The 23,866-nt window shown below is 66.4% G+C and carries 17 protein-coding genes and 1 riboswitch; of the genes, 3 read left to right on the forward strand and 14 right to left on the reverse strand.

What is annotated here, in order from left to right; genetic code table 11:
* Nucleotides 1–77: 77 nt before the first annotated feature.
* From B8V81_RS22950 to B8V81_RS22970, 3 genes are all read right to left on the reverse strand, one after another.
* The gene (locus B8V81_RS22950) at nt 78–1,265 is read right to left on the reverse strand and encodes a phosphodiester glycosidase family protein (protein ID WP_244912805.1); all 1,188 of its coding nucleotides are present in this window, start codon (nt 1,263–1,265) and stop codon (nt 78–80) included.
* Between the two features lie 807 nt (nt 1,266–2,072).
* Complete coding sequence (miaB, locus tag B8V81_RS22965; protein ID WP_101809256.1) at nt 2,073–3,656, reverse strand: tRNA (N6-isopentenyl adenosine(37)-C2)-methylthiotransferase MiaB; 1,584 nt, start codon at nt 3,654–3,656, stop codon at nt 2,073–2,075.
* Nucleotides 3,657–3,717: 61 nt separating this feature from the next.
* The gene (locus B8V81_RS22970; RefSeq protein WP_101809257.1) at nt 3,718–4,818 is read right to left on the reverse strand and encodes a metallophosphoesterase; all 1,101 of its coding nucleotides are present in this window, start codon (nt 4,816–4,818) and stop codon (nt 3,718–3,720) included.
* A 147-nt stretch (nt 4,819–4,965) separates the two neighbouring features.
* On the opposite strand from B8V81_RS22970, the gene B8V81_RS22975 reads away from it, so the two are divergent.
* Nucleotides 4,966–5,703, forward strand: coding sequence for an MBL fold metallo-hydrolase (locus B8V81_RS22975; RefSeq protein ID WP_101809258.1), 738 nt, complete (start codon nt 4,966–4,968; stop codon nt 5,701–5,703).
* Nucleotides 5,684–6,250 carry a TetR-like C-terminal domain-containing protein gene (locus B8V81_RS22980; protein ID WP_101809259.1) on the forward strand — a complete coding sequence of 189 codons (567 nt, stop codon included), beginning with the start codon at nt 5,684–5,686 and terminating at the stop codon, nt 6,248–6,250. The genes B8V81_RS22975 and B8V81_RS22980 overlap by 20 nt, the downstream gene beginning before the upstream one ends.
* A 213-nt stretch (nt 6,251–6,463) precedes the next feature.
* Here the strand turns inward: B8V81_RS22980 and B8V81_RS22985 are convergent, their stop codons facing one another.
* The 11 genes from B8V81_RS22985 to B8V81_RS23035 form a co-directional block, all read right to left on the reverse strand.
* Nucleotides 6,464–7,345 carry a TatD family hydrolase gene (locus tag B8V81_RS22985; protein WP_084136422.1) on the reverse strand — a complete coding sequence of 294 codons (882 nt, stop codon included), beginning with the start codon at nt 7,343–7,345 and terminating at the stop codon, nt 6,464–6,466.
* Nucleotides 7,346–7,441: 96 nt separating this feature from the next.
* Nucleotides 7,442–8,263 (reverse strand): ABC transporter ATP-binding protein, encoded by an 822-nt coding sequence (locus B8V81_RS22990; protein WP_052332826.1) that lies wholly within the window; start codon nt 8,261–8,263, stop codon nt 7,442–7,444.
* Nucleotides 8,260–9,180, reverse strand: a complete 921-nt coding sequence (locus tag B8V81_RS22995) for an ABC transporter permease (RefSeq protein WP_101809260.1) — start codon at nt 9,178–9,180, stop codon at nt 8,260–8,262. The genes B8V81_RS22990 and B8V81_RS22995 overlap by 4 nt, the downstream gene beginning before the upstream one ends.
* Nucleotides 9,170–9,472 (reverse strand): thiamine-binding protein, encoded by a 303-nt coding sequence (locus B8V81_RS23000; RefSeq protein ID WP_028596852.1) that lies wholly within the window; start codon nt 9,470–9,472, stop codon nt 9,170–9,172. The genes B8V81_RS22995 and B8V81_RS23000 overlap by 11 nt, the downstream gene beginning before the upstream one ends.
* Nucleotides 9,473–9,503: 31 nt before the next feature.
* On the reverse strand, nt 9,504–10,532 hold the full coding sequence (locus B8V81_RS23005; RefSeq protein ID WP_028596853.1) for an ABC transporter substrate-binding protein: 1,029 nt from the start codon (nt 10,530–10,532) through the stop codon (nt 9,504–9,506).
* Nucleotides 10,533–10,706: 174 nt separating this feature from the next.
* Nucleotides 10,707–10,814: riboswitch (TPP riboswitch) on the reverse strand.
* A gap of 136 nt (nt 10,815–10,950) precedes the next feature.
* Nucleotides 10,951–13,257 carry a hypothetical protein gene (locus B8V81_RS23010; RefSeq protein WP_101809261.1) on the reverse strand — a complete coding sequence of 769 codons (2,307 nt, stop codon included), beginning with the start codon at nt 13,255–13,257 and terminating at the stop codon, nt 10,951–10,953.
* Nucleotides 13,258–13,288: 31 nt separating this feature from the next.
* Nucleotides 13,289–14,932 carry an extracellular solute-binding protein gene (locus B8V81_RS23015; protein ID WP_101809262.1) on the reverse strand — a complete coding sequence of 548 codons (1,644 nt, stop codon included), beginning with the start codon at nt 14,930–14,932 and terminating at the stop codon, nt 13,289–13,291.
* Nucleotides 14,933–15,023: 91 nt separating this feature from the next.
* On the reverse strand, nt 15,024–15,920 hold the full coding sequence (locus B8V81_RS23020) for a carbohydrate ABC transporter permease (protein ID WP_028596856.1): 897 nt from the start codon (nt 15,918–15,920) through the stop codon (nt 15,024–15,026).
* Nucleotides 15,921–15,938: 18 nt separating this feature from the next.
* Entirely contained in the window at nt 15,939–16,856 is a 918-nt protein-coding gene (locus tag B8V81_RS23025) for an ABC transporter permease (RefSeq protein ID WP_028596857.1), read from the reverse strand.
* Between the two features lie 106 nt (nt 16,857–16,962).
* Complete coding sequence (locus B8V81_RS23030; RefSeq protein ID WP_101809263.1) at nt 16,963–19,980, reverse strand: alpha-mannosidase; 3,018 nt, start codon at nt 19,978–19,980, stop codon at nt 16,963–16,965.
* A 154-nt stretch (nt 19,981–20,134) separates the two neighbouring features.
* On the reverse strand, nt 20,135–21,307 hold the full coding sequence (locus B8V81_RS23035; protein ID WP_028596859.1) for a GntR family transcriptional regulator: 1,173 nt from the start codon (nt 21,305–21,307) through the stop codon (nt 20,135–20,137).
* Nucleotides 21,308–21,640: 333 nt separating this feature from the next.
* On the opposite strand from B8V81_RS23035, the gene B8V81_RS23040 reads away from it, so the two are divergent.
* Nucleotides 21,641–23,716 carry a GxGYxYP domain-containing protein gene (locus tag B8V81_RS23040; protein WP_028596860.1) on the forward strand — a complete coding sequence of 692 codons (2,076 nt, stop codon included), beginning with the start codon at nt 21,641–21,643 and terminating at the stop codon, nt 23,714–23,716.
* The last annotated feature ends 150 nt before the right edge of the window (nt 23,717–23,866 follow it).

The following is a 23,866-nucleotide window of genomic DNA, read 5'->3' on the forward strand; positions in this document are numbered from 1 at the left end:
ACAAGAATTCCGCAAGGCGAGGCCGCCTAGCGGACCTGCGCGTGCAGCGAGTGTGGGATCGAGCCAGGCGAGGCCGCCTAACGGACTCGTACGAGCAGCGCGTTGCTGAGCAGGCGTCCCGGGCGGGTGAGGTAGCTGCCGTTGTAATAAAGGCCGCTCGATGCGCCGCCGTCGAGGTTCATCGCCTGCCAAGCGCCCGCCGCCTTCATGATCGAGGCGAGCTGCGGAATCGTCGCGCCGCCGACGGTGAGCAGCAGCAGCTCGTGTTCCTTCGTCAGGCCGAGCGCGCTGCGCGCCCCGCCGCCCGTCAGGATTTTCGGATCGCGGAAGCCTTCCGTCTTCGGATCGAGCTTCGTCTCGCCGTTCACGAGCAGACGCGGACCGGCCTGGAGCGCGCCGTCAATGTCCTCGCCGATCCGCTCCGCGAAGTCGAGGCCCGGCAGCAGCTCGGCCAGATGGTTGGCGTCGTAGGTGAACACCGTCTTTTTGTCGCCGCTGCTCTTGTACAGCATGCTGCCGCCGTTGAACAGATAGCCGTACGGGTTTTTGACGGCGCCGTCGGTGTAGGCGTCGAAAAACGTGCCGTTCACGGCGAGCAGCGCTCCGCCGCGCCGCGCGATGGAGGCGAGCTCCTCGGTGCTGCCGATTTTGTCCTTGGCCGCCGCCACCTCCAGATCGACCCGCGGGTCGAGCAGCGACACGGTCGCCAGCTGGACGGAGAAGCTGCGGCCGGCTGCCCGGATCGTCCGGCTCTCGACCTTAACCGGCTTGCGGGCCAGACTGACCGAGCCGCGCGGAGCGACGGGCACGCGAAGCTGCGCTTCCCCTTTGCCGAGCACGATCGAGCCGGAGGACGGCTCCTGCTTCACGCTCACGCCGAACCGCTCGATCAGCAGCCGCACCGGCACATAGGCCGTTCCTCCGTCGAGGAAAGGCGCACGCGCCAGCGCGAAGCTCTCACCGCCGGAGCGGGCCGTCTTCGAGCCGATCGTGACGGTCGCGCTCCTCTCCTGCTCCGCGATCGAGGCCGTCTTTGACGCCGCGTCCCAAGCGACGCTCAGGCCGGGCAGCTGCTTGACCGCGCGCAGCGGCACATAGCTGGAGCCTTCCTCAGCGTAAGCGAATGTTTTTTCGGCGGCGGCGGCAGGCGCCGCGCCCAGGACGAGGGCGGGCAGCATGCTCGCGGCGACCGCGGCGGCGATCATTTTAGCGGCGCTATGCGCCTTACTGGCGGCGCTTTGCGCCTTACTGGGTAATCGGTTCATTTCGGTCCAAGCTCCTTCTCGACATCGTGAAATCGTGGAATGGCATGCATCCTAACGATATCGGCCGCTGCCTCCGTCGACGTTAGCTTGCGGCGATGCGGCGGCGTCCGGCTCGCCTGCTCGCTTATCGCACTCCGAGCCGAATGCCGCTCGGCCCCATCCAAGGCACATTTCTGCCCTGGATCCTCAAATTCCGGCCGCCCATCCGAATCCAAGGCACATTTCTGCCTTGGATCCCCAAATTCCGGCCGCTCGGCCCAATCCAAGGCACATTTCTGCCTTGGTTCCGCCAATCCCGGGGCCGCCCAGCCCAATCCAAGGCACATTTCTGCCTTGGTTCCTCAAATTTCCGGCCGCCCGGCCCAATCCAAGGCACATTTCTGCCTTGGATCCCCAAATTCCGGCCGCCCGGCCCCATCCAAGGCACATTTCTGCCCTGGATCCTCAAATTCCGGCCGCCCGGCCCCATCCAAGGCACATTTCTGCCCTGGATCCTCAAATTCCGGCCGCCCATCCGAATCCAAGGCACATTTCTGCCCTGGATCCTAAAATTCCGGCCGCTCGGCCCCATCCAAGGCACATTTCTACCTTGGATCCGCAAAATCCCGGCCGATCAGCCCCATCCAAGGCACATTCCTGCCCCGGATCCTCATAATCCCGGCCGCTCGGCCGAAGCCGGCCGTCTCCCTCCCATCGGCCGGCTGCAACGAGCAAAAAAGCCCTCTTCCGCGGATCGAAATCGCACGGATGAGGACTTCGCCCCAACTTTTCCCCGCCGCCAACTCGGCAAGCCCGCCAGGACGCGGATCAGACCGCTTCCGCCGCGTCGCCGACCAGCTCGCCGCGGACATGCCAGCTATGCGCCTCGGTCACCTTGACCTGGACGAGCCGGCCGACCAGCGAGCGCGGACCGTCCAGATGGACCAGCTTGTTCGTGCGCGTGCGGCCGGAGAGGACGTCCGGGCGGGTCTTGCTCTCGCCCTCGACGAGCACCTCGACCGTCTGCCCGACCATCGCCTCGTTCGCCTCGCGCCCGAGGACGGCCAGCAGGTCGTTGAGCCGGCGGAGACGTTCTTTTTTGACCGCTTCCGGCACGTTGTCCTCCATCCCCGCCGCCGGCGTGCCGGCGCGCGGAGAGTAGATGAACGTATAAGCGGAATCGAAGCGGACCTCGCGCACGAGCGACATCGTCTCCTCGAACTGCTCGTCCGTCTCGCCGGGGAAGCCGACGATGATGTCGCTCGTCAGCGAAGCGCCCGGGATGGCCGCCTTGATCTTGCGCACGAGCTCCAAGTAGGACTCGCGCGTATACTTGCGGCTCATCCGCTTCAGCACCTCGGTGCTGCCTGACTGCACCGGCAAATGGATATGCTCCGCCAGATTGCCGCCTTGGGCGAGCACCTGTATGAGCCGGTCGTCGAAGTCGCGCGGATGCGAGGTCGTGAAGCGGACGCGCGGCACCGCGATCCGCGAGATGTCGTGCATGAGGTCGCCGAAGCGGTACGTCCGGTCCTCGAAATCCTTGCCGTAGGCGTTGACGTTCTGCCCGAGCAGCGTAATCTCCTGAAAGCCCTGGCGAGCCAGCTCGCGCACCTCGGCCAGCACGTCCTCGGGCCGGCGGCTGCGCTCCTTGCCCCGGGTATAGGGGACGATGCAGTACGTGCAGAACTTGTCGCAGCCGTACATGATGTTCACCCAAGCGCGCAGCCCTTCCCGCTTCTTGGGCAGGTTCTCGATGATGTCGCCTTCCTTGGACCAGACCTCCACGACGAGCTCGCGGCTATGCGCCGCATCCCGCAGCAGCTCGGGCAGCCGGTGGATGTTGTGCGTGCCGAAGACGAGGTCGACGAACGCATGCTTCTGCAGGATGCGGCTGACGACCGTCTCCTCCTGCGACATGCAGCCGCAGACGCCGAGCAGCAGCCCGGGCCGCTCGGTCTTGAGCTTCTTCAAGTGGCCGAGCTCGCCGAACACTTTGTCCTCGGCGTTCTCGCGGATCGCGCAGGTGTTGAGCAGGATGACGTCCGCCTGCGCATACTCGTCCGCCTGCTCGTAGCCCATCGCCTCGAACATGCCGCGCATGACCTCGGTGTCGTGCTCGTTCATCTGGCAGCCGTAGGTGCGGATATGATAGCTCTTGCCGCGGCCGAAGCCGGCCATGTCTTCCAGGATGCCGAAGGCGCGGTGCACCTCGACCTCCTGCTTGCCGCGCTTCTTCTCGTCGCGATGCGAAGGGGCGCTGCTGACCTGGATCGTGCGCCCGTTGATCCGGTAGGCTGTCTTTCCGTCTTCTTCACGGATGATCTTGGCGGTCGAAAAGTCAAAATACTTGGCATAGTCCTTCGCTTCTCCGGCCGTCGCGCCGGATCGATTCGAGCTGTCGCGTTCCATGGTTCAGTTCCCCCTTCTGGAAATCAAGCATTCGCCGGCAGAGCTTCTCTGCTAGCGGCGGTCAAGAAAAGACGATCCGCAGTTGCACGATCTCGGAGCGGCTGCCCAGGCGGATCGGCGGCCCCCAGAAGCCGAAGCCCGAGGTGACGACGGACGTCATCTGCTCCTTGCGCAGCACGCCCCAGTCGTTCTCGTAGATCGCGCCCGTGATCAGATGGCCCGGAGCGATCTGGCCGCGATGCGTATGGCCCGACACCATCAGGTCGATGCCGCTGCGCGCGGCGATGTCCAGCTCGTACGGCTGGTGATCCAGCAGGAAGAGCGGCTTCGACGGATCGGCCTGCGCGGCCAGCTGCGCGAGCGGCGCCCGGTCCTGCTCGGTGCGGTCCTTGCGGCCGATCAGCGTCAGCTTGTCCTCGATCGTCACGACCTCGTCGTACAGCACCTGCATGCCGCTCCCTTCGAGCGATTCGATGATGCGCTCCGTCGGGCCGTCGAACTTGTCATGGTTGCCGAGCGTCGCATAGACGCCGTACGGAGCTTGGATCCTGGCGAGGATCTCGCCGATGCCGCTGCTCTCATACAGCTCGAGATCGTCGTCGATGATGTCTCCCGGGAACAGCACGAGATCCGGCTGCAGCTTCTCGATTTCCCGCACGAGACGCTCGGCGTGGGCCGGACCGGAAAGCAAGCCAAAATGCATGTCCGCCGCCATGACGACGTTCAGCTCCTTGAGCCCTCCCGCCGGCTTGTCGACGCGCACCTCATAAGTGCGGACGACCGGGCTGTACGCTTGGTACGAGCCGAAGGCGAGCAGGCCGAGCAGCACGGCCAGCGTGAGCGCTCCGCCCCATTTTTCCGCCCGATGGCGGGGAATCCGCGTAAGCCTCAGCAGAAGCAGTAGCAGCTGCGCGACCGGCAGCACCATGAGCAGCAGCGCGAACAGCGCGAGCCAGTACGAGCCGATGCGGCTGATCAGAGCTTGTTCGGGGAAAAAGCGCCCGAGAAAAAACGACAGCGCCAGAAACGACAGGCCGGCGATGTAAAGGACGCGGAACCAGGCGGCCGCGGCCGGCCTCAGCCAGCGCCAGCCGCTCCAGCCGACATACCAGACCAGCCCTCCGTAAAGAAGCAGAAAAACGATTCCAAGCATGATGTGCACCAGCTGCAGCTCTCCTTTGATCGCATGTTCTCCATCTATCGTACAGGATCGGCGGAGGCGCGGTCAAAAAACGGGCTTGCAAAAACTAATATAATTAGTTAAAGTGAAGCTAATCGGATTAGCAAACCCCGAAACGGAGGTTTTCCCATGAAAATGACCCGCTCGAACGGCATCGTGCAGCTCGCTTTCCTGCCGCGCTTGTTTCCTGTCAACGCCTATCTGGTCGAGGAGGAGGACGGCCTGACGTTGATCGACGCCGCCTTGCCCTACAGCGCCAAAGCCATTTTGGACGCCGCCCGCGCGATTGGCCAGCCGATCGCGCGCATCGTCCTGACGCATGCCCACGGCGACCATGTCGGAGCGCTCGACGCGCTCAAGGCCGCGCTGCCGGACGTTCCGGTGCACTTGTCGGCGCGGGACGCGCGCCTGCTGGACGGCGACCGCTCGCTCGATCCGAACGAGCCCCCTTCCCCGATCCGCGGCGACGTGCCGAGCAAGCTGCGCACGCGACCCGATGTCCTGCTGCAAGACGGCGACCGGATCGGATCGCTGCTCGCCGTTGCGGCTCCGGGCCATACGCCGGGCTCGATGGCCTTTTTCGATATGCGCAGCAGAGCGCTCGTCTGCGGCGACGCTTTTCAGGTGCGAGGCGGGTTCGCCGTCAGCGGCCAGGTGCAGTGGCGCTTCCCATTCCCCGCGATGGCGACCTGGAATGCCGCGACCGCGCTCGCATCCGCGCGCAGGCTGGCGAAGCTCAGTCCGTCGCTGCTGGCCGCCGGGCACGGCCGCATGCTGGAGCGGCCGGAGGCAGCGCTCGAAAAAGCGATCCGCGCCGCCGCCGCTGCGCTCGAAGGAGGCTTCGGCGATGCCGCGCATCGGGCTTGACCGGGATACGCTGCTCGCCGCTGCCGCGGAGCTGGCCGACGAGCGCGGCTTCGAGGCGCTGGCGCTGAACGCGCTCGCGCTCAAGCTCGGCGTCCGCTCGCCTTCGCTGTACAATCATGTCCCCGGGCTGCCGGAGCTGCGCCGCCTGCTCGCCATCCGCGCGGTCGAGCGGCTGACGGCAACGCTGGAAGAGGCCGCATCGAGAGCGGACGAAGACGCCGCATCCGCCATTTCACTCGCCTATCTTGCGTTCGCGCGTGCCTATCCGGGCCAGTACGAGGCGATCCAGCGGGCTCCCGAGCCGGACGATGGCGACCTGCAGGACGCCGCCGAACGGCTCGTCCAGCTCATCGTCCGCATCTTGTCCGGCTACGGATTGGCGGAGGACGAGTTGATCCACGCCGTGCGCGGCATCCGCAGCCTGCTGCACGGCTTCGTCTCGCTGGAGCGGATCGGCGCCTTCGGGATGCCGCAGGATCGGGACGCCAGCTTCCGCTTCATGCTGCAAGCGTACCTGCGCGGCTTGAGCCGCGGCGGCGGGGAGTAGAGGCGGAGAGTACAGGCCGGGGATGACGGGAGAGAACCATTTCCAGGCCGCTGTGCTTTCTGCAAAAGAACGGACTTGAACCCATGGCCCTCCTGCGCCTAGGTTCAAGTCCGTTTTTACTCCTCATTCGGCCGTTCTGCCGCATCTTCAGCGCGGGAGCTGAAGATGGCCTCCTATTGAATGCAGTCCCGTTTGATGAAGTCCCGCCGCTGTTCAGCGCAGGCCGTACAGCCTGCGGGCATTGCCCGCCAGAGCCTCGGCCGTCTCCCGCTCGCCGAGCCCGCGCAGGCGGGCGATCTCGCGCGCCGCCTCTCGCACCAGGAGCGGATGCGTCGGCTGCCCCGCGAACGGACCTTCGAACGGCCAAGGGCCGTCCGTCTCGGTCATCAGCTGTCCGAGCGGATAGCTCGCCGCCAGCTCGCGGATTTCCGGCTCGTACAGCACGTCGGGCGTCACCGACACGCTCCAGCCGGCCTGCGCCAGAACGCCCGTCGTTTCCGCATCTCCCTTGTACCAATGGAAATGCGCCCGGCGTACTCCATGTCGGAGCAGCAGCTTCGCCGCCTTGAAGGCGTCCTCGTAGACGGCATGCAGGACGAGCGGCCGATCCAGCTCGGCCGCCAGCGCCGCGAAGCGGTCCAGCGTCCCGATATAGCCGCGCTCGTCGAACGAGCCCCCGGCGCTTTCCACCTCGGATCGCGTGTAATAGGGCAGGCCGACTTCCCCGATCGCGAACCGTTCGCCGTCCGCATGCCGCTCCCGAATCCAGCCGATCAGCTCGTCCAGCTCCCCATCCTGCAGCAGCGGCTGCTCCGGATGCCAGCCGTACGCCGGCAGCACGAGCTCCGGATGGCGCAGCGCCAGCTCCCGGGTGCGGCGGCTCGACGCCAAATCCATCGAGACGGCGACGATGCCGCGCACCCCCTCCCGCCTGGCCTCCTCCAGCATCGACTCCCGTTCCTGCTCGCCGTATTGCTCCAGATGCAGATGCGTGTCGTACAGCGCCGCGGCCGCCGCTCCACGCTCCGCCTGCCCGCCGGCTTGTCCTTGCTTCGCCTGCCCGGGGGCTTGTCCTTCCTTGCCGATGCCTTCCATTCAATCCGCTCCTCTCGTCCGCTCCAAAAAGCGCCCGGCTTCCGCCGAGCGCTTCTAATTAGTACTCCCTCACAGCTGGCTTCCCGGCGTCAGCCGTCAAGCCCGGCCTTCGCCGGACCCGCCCCGCTCGCGGCGGAGCGCCTGGTACAGCTCCTCCTTGAGCTCGCCGAACGCGGACTCGCTCCACAGCTGCCGCCGGCGCGGCCGCCCGAACGGCACGGCCAGCTCCCGCACGATCGTCGCCGGTGCGGACGAGAGCACGAGGATGCGGTCCGACAGCAGCAGCGCCTCCTCGATCGAATGCGTGACGAGCAGCACCGAGCGCCGGTCCTGCTCCCAGAGCGACAGTAGCCACTCCTGCATCTCCTGCCGCGTCAGCGCGTCGAGCGCGCCGAACGGCTCGTCGAGCAGCATGAGCGGCTGCGGCGACAGCAGCGCGCGCAGGAACGAGACGCGCTGCTGCATGCCGCCGGACAGCACCTGCGGATAGCTGCGCGCATGACGCTCCAGGCCGAGCCGCTCCAGCCCCTCGCGCGCCAGCCGCCGCGCCTCCTCCCGACTGCGCCCGGCGATGCGCAGCGCCAGCTCGATGTTGCCCTGCACGGTGCGCCAGGGCAGCAGCGCCGCCTGCTGCGGCATGTAGGCCGCGAGGCCCGGGCGGCTGCCGGCAGGCTCGCCGGCGACGAGGATGCGGCCTGAATCCGGCCGCTCCAGCCCGCCGACGAGCCCGAGCAGCGTCGTCTTGCCGCTGCCGGACGGGCCGAGCAGCGACACGAACTCGCCCGCGCCCACGCTCAGGCTGACGCCGCCGAGCACCTGCGTCCGCCCCGCGGCCTGCGGATAGGACAGCGCGACCCGGTCGACCTCAAGCACGAGGGGAGCGGACGGCGACGCTCCGTTCGATCGCTTCCTGTTCATGCCGCTCCCCCTCTCTCCGAGCGCCAGCGCAGCGCGAGCCGCTCCGCCCCCGCGACGGCGGCGACGAGCAGCAGGCTGAGCGCGACGACGATGGCGACGCCCGCGAACACGAGCGACGTCTTGAAGCCTTTGGACGACAGCAGCATGAAATAGCCGAGTCCGCGGTCCGAGCCGATCCATTCGGCGACGACCGCGCTCGTCACGCTGTACGATGCCGCCAGCTTGAGCCCGGAGAACAGATGCGGAGCGGAGCTCGGCAGCTCGAGGCTGACGAAGCGCCGCCAGCGGCCGGCCCCGATCATGCGCAGATAGCGCTCCAGCGCCGGATCGGCGCCGCGCAGCCCGCCGAGCATCGCGACGCAGACGGGGAAGAAGCAGACGAGCATGACGAGCAGCAGCTTCGGCAGCAGCCCGAAGCCGAACCAGATGACGAGCAGCGGCCCGAGCGCGATGATCGGCACGTTTTGCGACAGCACGAGCAGCGGGTAGACGCCGGCGCGCACGAGCGGCAGCAGATGCAGCAAGGCGGCGAGCGCGAAGCCCGCCGCCGATCCTCCCGCGAAGCCGAGCAGCGTCAGGCTCAGCGTCGCGCCGGCATGGCCGGCGAGCCGCTCTCGCGCTTCCCACGCATCGGCCAGGATGCGGCCCGGCGAAGGCATGAGCCATGCCTCGACGCCCCACAGCCGCACTGCCGCCTCCCAGAGCAGCAGCAGCGCCGCGAGCACGGCGAGCGGCGGCCACGCCGCCTTCAGCCGCGAGCGCGTTCGGCCGCCGGCCCGCGCACGCGCCGACTTAGCGCCATTGGCCGCCGCTCCGGCCCGCCCTGACGCTGCGCCATCGGCTGCCGCGTCGCGCCGGACGGCTTCGCGTCCGTCCGCCTCGTTCCGATCCGGCCCGCGATGGCCGCTACCGGCCATCCGGATACTTTTCGAGCAGGCGGTCCATCGAGGCTCCGCTGCCCGGATTGTAGTAGATTTTCACCTGGGAGATGACGGACGGGCAGCCGAGCTCGGCCAGCGCCTCGCTCATGCGGGCGACGACCGCGAGCAGCTGCTGCAGGTCGCCCTCCATCGTCGTCTCCAGCGGAGCGACGCGATAAGGCACGCCGGCCTCCTTGATGATGTCGATCGCCCGGTCGACGTACGGCAGGACGCTTTCTCCTCCCGGCGTCGTCGGCAAAATCTGGATGCTTACCAGCGCGTTGGCCATGTCGATGCTCTCCTCTCGTTCGAAACAGGGATCAATTTCCGTCTGCGGGCAGGAACTCGTTCGTGAACGCCTTCGCCAGGTCCGGCTTGGCGTCCATCAGGCCGTGCTCGACCATCCAGTCGGCGTACCCGTTCCACACCTCGGCCTTCTGCTCGCCCCAGCGGGCGGCGTCATCCTGGTATTTCGGGCTCAGCCACTTCTGGCTGGCGCGCACGAGCTCCGGATTCAGATCGGGCACGGCCGCGATCAGCGTTTCCGCCGCCCCTTCCGGATCGCGGATCGCGTCCTCGTAGCCGGCTGCCGCGCCGGCGACGAACGCGCGCACGAGCTCCGGCCGCTCGGCGATCAGCTTCTCGCTCGTCTGCAGCAGCGGAGTATAGTAGTCGAGCTTGTCGCTATAGTCGGTCAGATAGACCATGTTCAGCTGCTCGCCGCGCAGCTCCGCCTCGACGCCCGTCCATCCGTAGAAGATCCAGGCGAAGTCGATGTCGCGCTTGACGGCGGTGAAGAAGTCGGCGTTGCCCATGTTGACGATCTTGACCTGGCCGACATCCGCCTGCTGCTCCTGCATGAGCGAGGCGAGCACCTCCTGCTCGACCGGCGCTCCCCAGCCGCCGTACGTCTTGCCCTCAAAGTCTTTGGGCTCCTTGATGCCCTTGTCCGCCGGCGAGGCGAAGCCCGACGTATTGTGCTGGATGACCGCCGCGACCGAGACGAGCGGCAGCTCCTGCGTGCGCGCGAGCGTCAGGTTTTCCTGATAGCCGATGCCGAACTCCGCCTCGCCCTTGGCGACGAGCGTATCGGCGGCCGTCCCTTCGGGCGGCTGCACGATCTCGACGTCGAGCCCTTGCTCCTTGAAGTACCCCTTGTCGCGCGCCACATAAAGGCCGGTATGGTTCGTATTCGGCGTCCAGTCGAGCACGACCTTCACCTTTTGCAGCGGCGCGTCCGTCGCCGCCGCTCCGCCGTTCTCCTGCTCGGCGCTGCCGCCGCAGGCGGCCAGCGCGAGCGCCAGCGCCGCCGTCAGCATGCCGCTTGTCCATCTTGTCTTGCTCCCCATGTCTCTCCCCTGCTTTCTTCTCTCTCATGCCGCATCGCCTTCGTCGCCGTCCGCCGGCCGATCCGCGCAGCCGATCCCGCCCGAACAAAAAAAGACGTCTCCCCAAGGAAGACGTCGTGATGGATCGCAGATCGAGACTTGCGTACGGAAGCTCCCGAAAGGGCTGCTCCGCGGCGAGTCGGCTGCATACGGTTCCTACGCTGGCATTATCCAGATCAGGTGTACGGGTCGGGATGCTTCTCCCCTCTCAGCCGGCGTGCGCCAGCTCCCCAGCTATGCGGTTGTCAATAGTGCCATTATAGCAGAGCTCGGGCCGATTGCAACCGGATTGAAAAAGGACGCGGCCGGATTGCGGCAAGTCCGCAAGCCTGCAAGCCCGCAGGCCCGTTAGCGCCCTCCCGGCCGGACGCCGCTTTTGTCAGAGCCACTCCAGCTCGACGCGGACGCCCGCAGGGCGGCCTTCGTGGCGCAGCAGCAGCGTGGACGAGGCGGCATGGAACTCCGCCTCTACCGCATGGCCGCCGGATGCGTCAGCGCCCGGCCCGGCCAGCGGGATATCCGCCGCGCAGGCGCGGATGCGGCTCGGCATGGAACAAGCGCGCAGCCTCGTGCTCACCGTCATCTCGGACGGCGACTCCGACACGTAGCGGAACCGTCCGCCTTCCCGAGCCGCGTCCCGGACGCGGGAGGAGCTGACAAGCACGGAGGCGCGCCGCGCCGCCTCCGCCGCTCCCGGGCCGGCGTGCGCAGAGCCTGCCTGTGCCGGCTCCTCCTCGCCCCAGCCGCCGGCCGCTTCGCCCAGATCGTACAGCAGGGCGTCCTCGCCCGGCGCGAGCTCGATCCGATTCCGCACCGTCAGCTCCGCGTCGAACAGATCGACAAACGCTCCCTCGAGCACGGCCGAGCCGCCTGCCGCTTCGCTCTCGTCCAGCGCATGCGCGATCACATAAGGACCGCGCCGGATGCGCAGCAAGCCGCTCTCGCGGTAGTCGTCCGCCTCGCCGCGCAGCTCCAGCGCGCGCCGGATCGCGCCGAGCACGCGCTCCGCGCCTGCCGCGGAGCGCGACAGCTCGGCCGGATGGCAGCGCAGATGCAGCAGCGCGCCCTCCCCGACGGCATGCTCGCCCGGCTCCGGTTCCCGGCCTAGCCCCATCGCCTCGAACAGATGCTGCTCGGGACGCTCGTAGACGCGGCTTCCCGCCCCGCGATTCCACCATTCGCGCACGCCGTGGAACGGATCCGAGCCGTCGCCGGCATAGATCAGCACGCCGCCCTCCCGCGCCCATTGGGCGAGCGCCTGATGGATGCCGGGATGCTCCGGCTTCATGAACTCGTAGCTGAGCAGCAGGACGCGGTAGCCCTCGAGATAGCCGGGGAACGTCAGGATGTTGTCGAGCTGGACCGGGCGCAGCGGGATGCCATTCTTGACCGGCGGCAGCGCCAGTCCGTAAAAGGCCGAGAAGTCCAGCAGCTCCAGCTGCCGCGTCGTCAGTCCGTCCGCCGCCTCCGTGCCGTCGTCGTTGAACTCGCCTCCATCCTCTCCCTCCCCGAGCACGTCGCCCCGCTGGTACATGGACGAGTTGGCCAGGCAGAGGCCGATGCCGGACGGTCCGGCCCCGGCGCCGGACGGATCGGGAGCCTCCTCGTGGCGATGCATGTCTCGCAGCAGGTTCATGACGGTCAGCAGCTCCGTCTTGTAGGCTTCGGGGATCGGCTCCTTGCCGCTGCCGTCCTCGGTCGGATAGTCCAGCTCGAACACCCGCCACGGCCACGGGCACACCTCGTACTGCTTCACGTCCGGATGCAGCAGGGAGGCGACGACCGTCGCCCGGTAGTTGCGGCGGTAGTCGCTCCAGCTGTAGCGCGGATTGTCCTCGATCGGATCGTGCAGGAACCACATCTCGCGGCCGGTGCCGCGCGTCAGCTCCTGCATGATGCCATATTCCAAATAGGCCGTCTCGAACGTGCGCTCGCGGCGCACGCCCTGATAGACGTTGGCCGTGCGCGCCGTGCCGGTCCAGATCTGGGCGATATAGCCGTCGCATGACGGCATCGAGACGAGCAGCGCCTCCGGGCTGACGATCCGCCACTGGGCGTAGTTGATCAGGCTGTGCGTCGGCACGTAGAAGCGGATCGCCCGATCATAGGCGACGAGCGCGTATTCCTTCATCTCGCCGCAGATGCGCTCGAGCGTGCGCGCATACATCGCCGCCTTCAGCTTCGAGGCCCGGTACTGGGCGTCCGGCGAGCGATGCGGCTCCTGCCAGTCCTCGCCGTAATAGCTCCGCCACTCCCGCTTGAACGCCTCCTCGTAGCCCGACTGCGCCCAGAACTCCGGCTCCTCCAGATGGATCGCCTCGACGCCGCAGTCGATCGCCCGGCGGATCTGCTCCGCCAAATACCGGGCGAACGAGATCGTCGGCGCCATGTACGGCACGTCCTTGCCGTGCAGCATCGGGTCGCCGGAGCGCAGCTTCTGCGCCTCGTCCCAGTGCTCCCGCCCGTCGAACCTGCCGTACAGGTAATCCTGGTATTCGCCCCACGAGACGCCGGTCATGAGATGGATCGTGTAGCCGGCCTTCCTCCAGCCCTCGATCCGCTCGGGCAGATCGTCCGAAATGCCGTACACCATGACGAAATCCGTCCGCAGATCGTACTTGGGCCCGTACGGACGGGATTCCTGGAATCCCGTCCGCTCCTGCCGGCCCGCTTCCTCCCGCTTCATGTCGCGGCCTCCTTTCGGGCAAGCGCCCGGATCAGTTCGGCATCTGCAGCTGCACGACTTCCTTGCCCTTCAGGTTCTCGTTCACGTACTGGATCGCCTCCGGATAGCCGGTCTTCTTGATCTGCTCGCGCAGCGCGCCGATGATGTCCAGCGCCGCTTCGTCGGACTTGGCGAATACCGCTTCCTTCCAGACGTCGCCGATTTTGTCCATCGACGGCTTGAGCTCCTCCCACTGCGGCGACTTGGCCATGACGTCGGCGGCGTTGTAGGCCGAGATGACGGAGATGCCGTTCGGACGGAGGATTTTGCGCGCGCTTTCCATCTTGGCGATCCGCTCCTGGTCCGCCCAGATGTCGCCGCCGAGCGTGTTCGTCCGGTCCTGGCCGGTCATGTCCTCGAAGCCGGTCGCGAAGCCCTCGTTTTTCTTGGCCTTGCCCGTCGTGTCGGCCGCGAACTTGTCGAAGAACTCCGCCTTGGCGACCGGCTTGCCGTCCACCATGTCGTAATGCGTGCCCTCGATGCCGTAGCGGACGAGCTTGAAGCCTTCCTCCGAGGCGAGGAACTCCAGCAGCTTGAGCGCCGCGTCGACGTTTTTGCATGCCTTGGTGATGACGGTGACGTTGTTGCCCTGGATGCCGAGATCGACGGGACGATCTGGCTCGGCGCCGGCCCGCTCCAGCGGCCCGATCGGCACGTAGTCGCTTCCTGGATGCGCTTTCACATAATCCTTGGAGGCGTCGATGATCGCCGGCAGATGCGCCGCCAGCACGGCGATGCGGCCCTGCTTGATCTTTTCCTGGGCGATCGGATCGGTCTGCGTGAACGCCTCCGGATCGAGCAGCCCCTCGGCCAGCAGCTTGCGGTAATACAGCGTGTAGTCCTCGTACGGCTTGGTGAAGAACACATGCTCGAGCGTGCCGCCGCCCTGGTCCATATACTCCGTGCCGTAGAACATCGTGTTGCCGATGCCGACGGCCCAGCCGTTGGAGAAGCCGCCGAGCGGGAACACCGGCATGCCGTTCTCCTTCAGATCCGCGTCCTTGATCTTCTTGAGGAAGGCGTACAGATCGTCCTTCGTCCGGACCGACTGCGGATCGACGCCGACCTGATCGGCGATGTCCTTGCGGACGTAAAAGCCGTACAGCCAATCCATGGCGTCCTTGTCCGTCAGCGGCTGGTTTTGGAACAGCATGTAGCTCTGGTCGCCGAAGGCTCCGATCGCCTTCTCGTACAGCGCCGGCGGCACGTTTTCCTTGGCGATCGCCCGGGACAGGTTCGGATACGCGTCCAGCTTGCCCGACAGGTCGACGAGCTGGTCCTCGCGCGCCGCCTTGACGATGCCGTCCAGCTCCCCGCCCCAGGCCGGTCCGGTGTAGATGTCGGGCAGGTCCTGCGTCGCGAAGATCTGGTTCACCTTTTCGACCTCGCTGCCCTTCGTGTAGTCCATCTTCACCTTGACGCCGGTCTTCGCCTGGATCGCCTTGGCGATCGGCGTCAAGTCCGCCTCCACGTCGCCCGCGCCGGAGCCGTTCCAGTTGTGCAGAATCTTCAGCGTCACCTCGCCGCCGTCGCCGCTGTTCCCTCCGCCGCCCCCGTCGCTGCATCCGATGAGCGAGCCGCCCATCGCCATCGCCGCCAGCAGCGCCGCGGCGGCCTTGATCCGCTTGTTCCTCATGAGAACCCCTCCCGATCGTCGTAAGTGGTATATGACAAAGTCCGGCGGCTGCGGCGGACCTCCCGCCCGCAGCCGCTTGCGGACGTTCATCCTAGCCTTTGACCGAACCCATCATGACGCCCTTGACGAAGTACTTCTGCAGAAAAGGATAGATGCACAGGATCGGAAACACGGTGACGACGAGCAGCGCCATCCGCAGCGACTCCGGCGTCGATCCGGCCGCGCCGGTGTTGATCGTCTGCCCGCCCTGCTGGGCGGCCCGCTGCATCGAGGACGAGAGCGCCTCGGCCTCGGTGAGCATCTGCTGCAGCAGCGTCTGCACGGGAATGAGGCTCTTGTCGGAGACGTAATAGGCTCCGGTGAACCAGTCGTTCCAGTGGGCGACGCCGATGAACAGCGAGATCGTCGCCAGCACCGGCCCCGACAGCGGCAGGACGATCTTGAGGAAGATCTGGAAGTCGCCGTAGCCGTCGATGCGCGCCGACTCCTCCAGCTCCTCCGGGATGCCCTGCAGGAACGTGCGGATGATGACGATGTGGAAGAAGCTGAACAGCATCGGAATGACGTACACCCAGAAGCTGTTGATGAGCTGAAGCTTCTGAAGCGTGATGAAGTAAGGGATGAAGCCCGCGCTGAAAATCGTCGGCAGGAAGATGTAGAAGGTGAAGAACGTCCGCCCCGGCAGCGTCTTTTTGGACAGCGCGTAGGCGGTCAGCGTGCATAGCGCCACATGCAGCGCCGTGCCGAGCGCCGTGCGCAGCAGCGTGATCTTGTACGCCTGCCAGATTTTCGCGTTGTCGAAGATCTGGGCGTAGTTGTCGAGCGTGAACTGCCGAGGGTAGAAGTAGAGCGCTCCGAGCATCGAGTCCTTGCCGTCGTTCAGCGAGTAGACGAGGATGTAGATGAACGGATAGATCATCGTGAAGCCGAACAGCGCGAGCAGCGTGTAGTTGGCCGCGCTGAACAGCGAGAGCTTGCGCCTTCCCATGCGGATGCTCCTTTCGGGTTAGAAAAGGGATACGTCGCTGACCTTGCGGGCGATCCGGTTGACCGCGAGGATGAGGACGAGCGCGATCGCGCTCTGGAACAGGCCGACCGCGGCCGCGTAGCTGAGCCGCCCCTCGCCGATGCCGGCGCCGATGACATGCACGTCGAGCACGCTGCCGATCGCGGCGGTCGCCGGTCCGTTCAGCAGCAGCAGCTGCTCGTAGCCGGCGCTCATGAGGCTGCCCGCCGCGAGGATGAACAGGATGACGGCGATGTTGCGCACGCCCGGCAGCGTCACATGCCACATCTGGCGGAACCGCCCGGCTCCGTCGATTTTCGCCGCCTCGTACAGCTGCTGGTCGATGCCGGCGATCGCCGCCATGTAGATGATGGAGTTCCAGCCGATGTTCTTCCAGATGTCCGAGCCGATGACGATCTGGTAGAACCAGCTCGTATTGTTGAGGAACTGGATCGGGTCCTTGAGCAGGCCCGACGAGACGAGCAGGTCGTTCACCGGTCCGCCGTAAGGCGTGAGCAGACGCTGCATGAGGGTGACGACGACGACCCAGGAGACGAAGTACGGGAGGTACGAAAGCGTTTGCAAAGTTTTCTTGAACTTGAGGTTCCGGATCTCGTTGAGCAGGATCGCCAGCACGATCGGCATCGCGAAGCCGATCGTCAGCTTCAAGCCGCTGATGAGTATCGTGTTGCGGATCAGCTGGCTGGACTGATAATAATCGAAAAACTGGCGGAAGTACTTCAGGCCGGCCCAGGGGCTGCCGGTGAAGCCGCCGGAAAAGCGGAAATCGCGGAACGCGATCTGGATGCCGTACAAAGGAACGTAGGAGAACAGGAAAAACCAGACGACCGCCGGCAGCAGGAACAGATAGAGCAGGCGATGCCGCCAGATCCGCTTCAGGAGCGGGTTCGTCCTCATAGGCTTCGACCTCCTTGTCGGATGAAAATCAAGCCGGATGCGGCGGCGCCCTCCCGCATGCAGAAAGCGCCGCTTCTCCGGATGGCGCCTGGCTCGGAGCCTGGCCTCAGCTCCGCGTCAGCTTGAGCGTCTTGACCTCGAACGGGCCGAACTCCAGCTCCACCGCGCCGCCGCCGAGGTCGAGCGGCTCCTCGTCCCGCTCCAGCAGGTCGGCGAGCCGCGCCGCGGACACCGGGAAGCCGGGCCGCAGCTTCGTCCGCAGCCTCGTGCCGGCCGTCTCGTACAGCCGCACGACCAGCTCGTCGCCGTCCTCCGCCCGCTTGACCGCCTCCGCCATCACATGGGGATGGTCCAGCTCCAGGAACGAAGCGCCCTCACGCCAGCCGGCCGCCGCTGATCCCGCTGCGGCAGAGGCCGGATCGACGAGGCGCAGCGGCACGTTGAGCTCGTACCCGCGCCGGCATACCTGCGCCTGCACATGATCGCCGGGATGCGGATAGAGGGAGTAGAGGAACTCATGCTCGGCTCGGTCGGCCTCGGGATCCGGGTAGGACGGGCTGCGCAGCAGGTTGAGGTCGAGCTCGCCGCCCTCCGCGCGATGCCCGTACTTGCAGTCGTTGAGCAGCGCCGCGCCGTAGTCCGGCTCGGACAGGTCCGCGTACTGATGCGCGCAGATCTCGTCCTTGGCGTAGTCCCACATCGTGTTGCGATGCGTCGGCCGCCGCAGGTAGCCGAACTGGATGTCGCAGCTGGCGTGGTCGGCCCTGATCGCCAGCGGGAACGAGGCGCGCAGCATCTTGCCGGACTCCCGCCAGTCGACCTTGGTGTCGAAGTCGAGCCGGCGGCTGCCGTCCGTCAGCGCCACCCGCTGGGTCAGCGTCGACTCGCCGGTCGCCCAGGTGAGCATCAGGCCGGCCACCGGCCCGTCCGCGAACGCCTCCAGCCGCAGCAGCGACAGCTCCGCGCCGCCTCCCGCCCGGTAGTCCTGGCGGAAATCCCAGGCGTCTCCGTCGTCGGCGTAGACGCGCAGCGCATTCGCCTCGCGGCCCGCCTGCACGAGCTCCCGGCCCGCCTCCTTGTCGAAGATCGAGACGATGCCGCCGCTTGCGCCGAGCGCGACCTTGAGCAGGCCGTTCTCGATCGTCCGCTCCTCGGCCGACACCTTCAGGCGGGGGAAGGCCGGCTCCGGCTCGTCTGTGCCGGCCGCCGCATCCACCGCGGCGAAGCCCATCGCGGGCACCGCCACGCGCCGCCAGCGGCCGCCGATCCGCAGCCACTCCTCCCGCTCCCACGGAAGCGAGTTGAACACGGCGGTGCCGGCCGCGCCGGCCGCCGCCGCGGCGTAGGCTTCGCCGAGCATCCGCTCGACCTGCCGCAGCAGCGCCTCGTACCGCTCGAGCGACTCGTCGTACACCCGCTTGATCGAGGAGCCGGGCAGGATGTCGTGGAACTGGTAAAGGAGCACCTCCTTCCACACCGCCTCCAGCTCCGCGGCCGGGTACGGCCGTCCTGCCGCCGTCTCCGCCAGCGCGGCGGCGAACTCCAGCTCGCGCAGCGCCTTCTCCAGCTTGCGGTTGTAGCGCTTGCTGCGCCCTTGGCTCGTCAGCGTGCCCTGATGCTTCTCCAGGTACAGCTCTCCGCGCCACGTCTCGTAGCGTTCCGCTCCTTCCGCAAGGCGCTCGAAAAAGCGCGACGACGACTCCTGCTCCACCGGACTGAGGCCGAGCAGGTCCTTCTCCCGGGCGAGCCGCTCCAGATGCTCCTCCCCGGGACCGCCGCCGCCGTCGCCGATGCCGAACAGCATCAGCGCGCGGTCCGAGACGCCCTTGTCGAGGTAGTCCTGCTCCGCCTTGACGATCGAGCGCGGCGCCGCCGGACTATTGTAGGTATCCTCCGGCGGCATATGCGTCAGCACGCGCGAGCCGTCGATCCCCTCCCAGTGGAACGTGTGGTGCGGATGCTTGTTGTAGACGCTCCAGCTCAGCTTCTGGGTCATCATGTAGTCGACGCCGGCCTTTTTGAGCAGCTGCGGCAGGCTCGCCGTATAGCCGAACACGTCCGGCATCCACAGCGACTTCATCTCCTGCCCGAACTCCTGCTGGAAATACCGCTTGCCGTAAAGCAGCTGGCGGACGAGCGACTCGCCTCCGGGCACGTTCGTATCCGACTCGACCCACATCGCCCCCTGCGGCTCCCAGCGCCCCTCGGCGACGCGTTCCTTGATCTCGCGGTACAGCTTCGGATAATGGCGCTTCATCCAATCGTACAGCTGCGGCTGGCTCGCGCCGAACACGTAGTCCGGGTAGCGCTCCATCATCCGCAGCGCCGTGGAGAACGTGCGCGCGCCCTTGCGGATCGTCTCCCGGATCGGCCACAGCCAGGCCAGGTCGATATGCGCGTGGCCGATCGCGCTGATCGTCAGCACGGGATCCCCGCCTCGCTTGGCCAGCAGCTCGGCCAGCATGCGGCGCGCCTCGGCGATCCGCTCGTCCGTCAGGCTCGCGAGCCGATGCGAGGCGTCATGCAGCGTCCGGAAAATCCGCTCCTTGCGCGCGGATCCGGCCGGCAGCCGCTCGGCCGTCTCCAGCAGCACCTCGAAGTCGTAGTACAGCTGCCGCAGCTCCTCCCGGCATGTCGCCACGACCGCTTCCTTGAGCGTACCGCTGCGATATCGGCCGAACAGATCGTTGCAGCCCGCGTCGGCCCACAGGTCGATCGTCTCCGAGCCGCTCGCGCGCTCGCTCACGAGCACGACCCGCTTACCCGGGAGCCCGAGCGAGAAGTCGAACTCGGAATTGATGTTGGTCAGGCCCTGGACCGGGGAGCCTTCCTCGTCGACGAGGCACAGCTCGCCGTTCACGTCGATCAGCAGCACGACCTTGGCGTCCTTGGCGCGCTCGGGCACGCGTCCGGAAAAATGGAACCAGGCGCAGTCCCACAGCTCGCCCCAGCGGTCGCCGGGCTGCAGCCGCAGCGGCCGTCCGGAGCGCCGCTCCCCATAGGGCACCGGCTCCGGGGTGACCCAGGCCGATACGCTCAGCTCGGCGATCGGCTCGTAAATGCCCGCCTGCAGGCGCTCCAGCACGCCCTTCAACTGCTCAGGCCGGATGACTTCATATGGCATGCGTTCATCGTCTCCTTTTTGGCGAGCCCGCCCTCAAGCTCCACTTTCTTCCCCCCAACTATAATCGATGCATTGTATATGTTCAATATATTTTTATAAACCACAAAAAAACCGGCTCCCTGAGGAGCCGGCTGGCGTTTCTCGCTTGATCAAGCTAAACGGCGTCCGCCGCAGGCGGCGGTCCGGACGTCTGGCGGACGACCAGCTCGGGCTCGAGCAGCGTCTTCGCGTAGCGTCCGCCCGCCCCGCCGCCCGCCTGGATGACCTCCAGCAGCTTGTCGGCGGCCTGCGCGCCCATGTCGGACTCGAATTGGCGGATATGGGTGAACAGGCTGAACTCGTCCACGATCGAGGTCGGATCGTCGAAGCTGACGATCGACAGATCCTCCGGCACGCGCAGCCCCGCCTGCTTCGCCATCTGGTAGATCTGCACGGCGAGGCGGCCGTTCAGCGTAATGTAGGCGGTCGCCATCCGGTTGCGAATATACCGGAACAGCGGATGCGACTCCGCTTCCTTGAGGCTGTCCACCCGGAACCCGCTGATCATATGCGCGGGATTGATGAGCGCGCCCTTGCGCCGCAAGCCGTCGATATACCCTTCGATCCGCTCCTGCACGGTGACGGTCTGGATCGGCGAGTCGGAGCAGATGGCGATCTCGCGGTGGCCGAGCTCCCACAGATGGTCGACGGCGAGCGAGGTGCCGAGCCGCCCGTCGGCGGCGATGTAATTCGTCTCCACGCCGGGCAGGTAGCGGTCCATCAGCACGAACGGGAAGCCCGCGAACTTCATCGCGAGGATCTCCTCGTTGTACTGCTCCTCGTCCACGGGGAAGATGAGCAGCCCCTCGGCACCGATCTCCTTCAGCGTCTTGATCGCTTCCTTCTCCTGCTCCAGCTGGCCGCCGGACAGCAGGATGACGCTCCGGTAGCCGCGCCGCTCGAGCGCCCTGCGGGCGCCGTCGATGAGCCGGATCGCAAAATAGTCGTCGATGGACGGCATGACGAGCCCGATCAGCCCGGTCCGCCCGCGCGGGGCTGCGGCCGGCGAGGCGTCATGCGGCGCCAGGCCGGCGGGCGCGCCGGCGGCTGCGGCCCCTGCCGTCCGGTCGCTCACGAAGCTGCCCCGCCCCGGCACGCGGGTGATCCACCTTTCGTTGGCGAGGCCCGAGAGGGCGTTGACGACCGTGATCTTGCTGACGTTGAACTGCTCCATCAGCTCTTTTTCCGTCGGGATGCGGTCGCCGGCCTTGAGGCCTTCGCTTTCGATCCGCTCGCGGATGTAGTCTTGAATTTTCTGGTACAGCGGCGTTCGTTCGGTCGAGCTCATCGTTCCATCACCAGTTTCGGTTCGAGATTTGTATATATGATATAGGCTGAGTCCTCGAGAAGCAACCGCCGCCCTCCGGCGACATGGGCTCAAAGCCGCATCCCGCGCCGTTTTCTCGTATGACGATGGTCCTGGCCGGGCGCCCTTCGATGCATTTTGCGCTCCGAATTTGTCGAAGCCCTTGAATCATATATGTAAAATATATTAAATATAAATGCAAGCGATTTCAGTCCTCCATTCTCCGCCGAGGAGGTGAAGGCAAGCTTGCGGCCTCGCCGGCCGCGACATCCCGCCCTTGTTTCGCCATTCTGAGAAAAAGAGGTGCTTTTGTTAATGAAACGCAAGCTTACCGCCGCCGCTCTCGCGCTTGCCTGCTTCGGATCGTTCGGCCTCGGCGCGTCCGCCGAGCCCGGCCCTGCGGATGCCGCGGCCGGAGCCGCCAAGCCGCCGTCCGGCTCCATCTCCTGGCCCGCGCAGCAGCAGCTGCCCCGCTTCGCGAAGGTCAAGCAGCTCGAGGTCGCGGACATCTACGACGCCCCGGGCGACGTCAAGCTGCTTTTCGCTACGCTGCAGGGCCTCGTCAACCGCAGCGAGCCGCGCATTTACCTGCTTGAGAACAAGGAAGAGGGCAAGTTCGCCTGGCTGAACGAGCTGGACGTCCCCTACAAGGTCCGCGACAGCGAATGGTCGATTCTCGACAAGTTCAAGCAGGACGTCAAAGGAATCATCGTCTACGATCCGCAGCTGCCCGATTCGATCAACGTCGCCACGACGCTCGCCGGAATCAAAAGCGCCGTCGTCGCCAGCCCCGAGCTGGCCGAGAAGCTGACCGCCCCGCCGTATGCCTTCCCCGTGCTGGACGATCTGCGGGGACGCTTCAAGGACCGTCTCGACGCCTACGCCTGGCAGTACGAGCAGCTGTGGAGCCGGACGACGCGGCGCATGCTCGTCGGACTGAGCCCGGATACGTCCGTCCGCCTGCCGGAGAGCGGCATCCCGTCCTCGTTCAAGACGGTCGCCGAGGAGACGGCGCAGGAGCGGGACGCGGCCAACCGCAAGGTGTACGAGCTGGATTTGTCGCCGTTCCTCGGCCAGGAATCGGTCTACCTGCGCTTCGACGACGCCTTCCCGCAGGACGGCTGGGGCCCTGCCGTCCATGAGGTGGCGGTCCAGGCCGACGGGCAGGAGATCGCCCGCTTCGTCGCCGGCACTCCGCAGGAGCAGCCTTATCTGTACGACGCCCAGCAGTCGCAAGCATCGGAAGGCAGCGGCGGCCACCGCTTCGCCGACAACGGACGCTACTTCGTCTACCGCTTCACGCCGCCCGCAGGCGCCAAAAAGCTGACCGCCGCCGTCGAGATGTGGAACCAGTTCAAGGTCAGCGCCGGCAGCGCGCAGCCGCCCACGTCCGAGCAGAAGGAGCCGTACGGCTACCTGCGGGACTATGCCGTCGCCAACAAGGCGATGGTGTTCTGGCTCGACCCGAACCTCCCCCGGGAGCGGGAGCTGTTCGAGCGCATTCTCGCGGATACCGCCCCCGGCACGCCCTACCTCGGCTGGTTCAGCAACGATACGGCCGGAGAGTTCAGCGGCGTGGAGATCGCTTCGCGGCATAGCGTCTACGTGCTCGCCGCCGACTGGTTCAGCAACCTGACCGTCTTCTCCGGCGAGCGCCCGATCGGCGCGCCGCTCAAGCCCGCCAAGGCGCCGAAGCTCCAGAACAAGATCTACGTCAGCTATACGTTCAGCGAAGGCGACAACTTCCAGTACAACCAGCACCGGATGCGCGTCCTTTGGGACGATCCCGCGCGCGGCCAGGTGCCGATCAACTGGACGTCAAGCCCGCTGCTGCTGGACGGCGCGCCGGCGATGCTCCAGTATTACCTGAAGACGGCGACGCCGAACGACCAGCTCGTCTCCGGTCCTTCCGGAGCCGGCTACTTCTATCCCGAAGCCTGGCCGGACAGCACGTTCGCGTCCTTCCTGAAGCAGACGTATCCGTATCTGAAAAAGACCGGCATGACGATTCCCTACGTGCTCAACCGCATCGACAGCGACAACGTGCCGCTCAGCGCCGCCAAGGCGAGCGCCTATGCCGACGAGTACGATGCTCCCGGCCTGTTCCTCAGCTGGGAGGACCGGTTCGGCGTCGAGATCGCCCAAAACAAGCTGCCGATCTCGACGATCCAAGGCATCGGCACGGTCGACGACGGGAAGCGGGTCCTCGCCGCGGCCAAGGCAGGCTGGGACGGCAAGTCGCCGCTCTTCGTCTCGCTCGGCCTGCTCGCCTGGAGCTTGACGCCGACGGACGTCGCCGCCCTGAACGGCTCCCTCGGACCGGAATTCGAGGCGGTCCTCGCCGATCCGTATTTCTCGCTCGTGCGCGAGGCGAACGGCCTCAAGCGCTGATCCGCCGCATGGCGTGATCCGCCGCATGGCGCCCCTGCCCCTGCCCGGCCCGCCGCCGTTCGCGTCCGTTTTCCGTGCGCGGACGCGGGCAGCGCGGCCGGCCGAGGCGGCGCAGCGCCAAAAAAGCCCTTGGACGCGTCCAAGGGCTTT

Origin of the sequence: Paenibacillus pasadenensis (assembly GCF_002864175.1) — a bacterium.
GTDB lineage: Bacteria > Bacillota > Bacilli > Paenibacillales > Paenibacillaceae > Paenibacillus_O > Paenibacillus_O pasadenensis.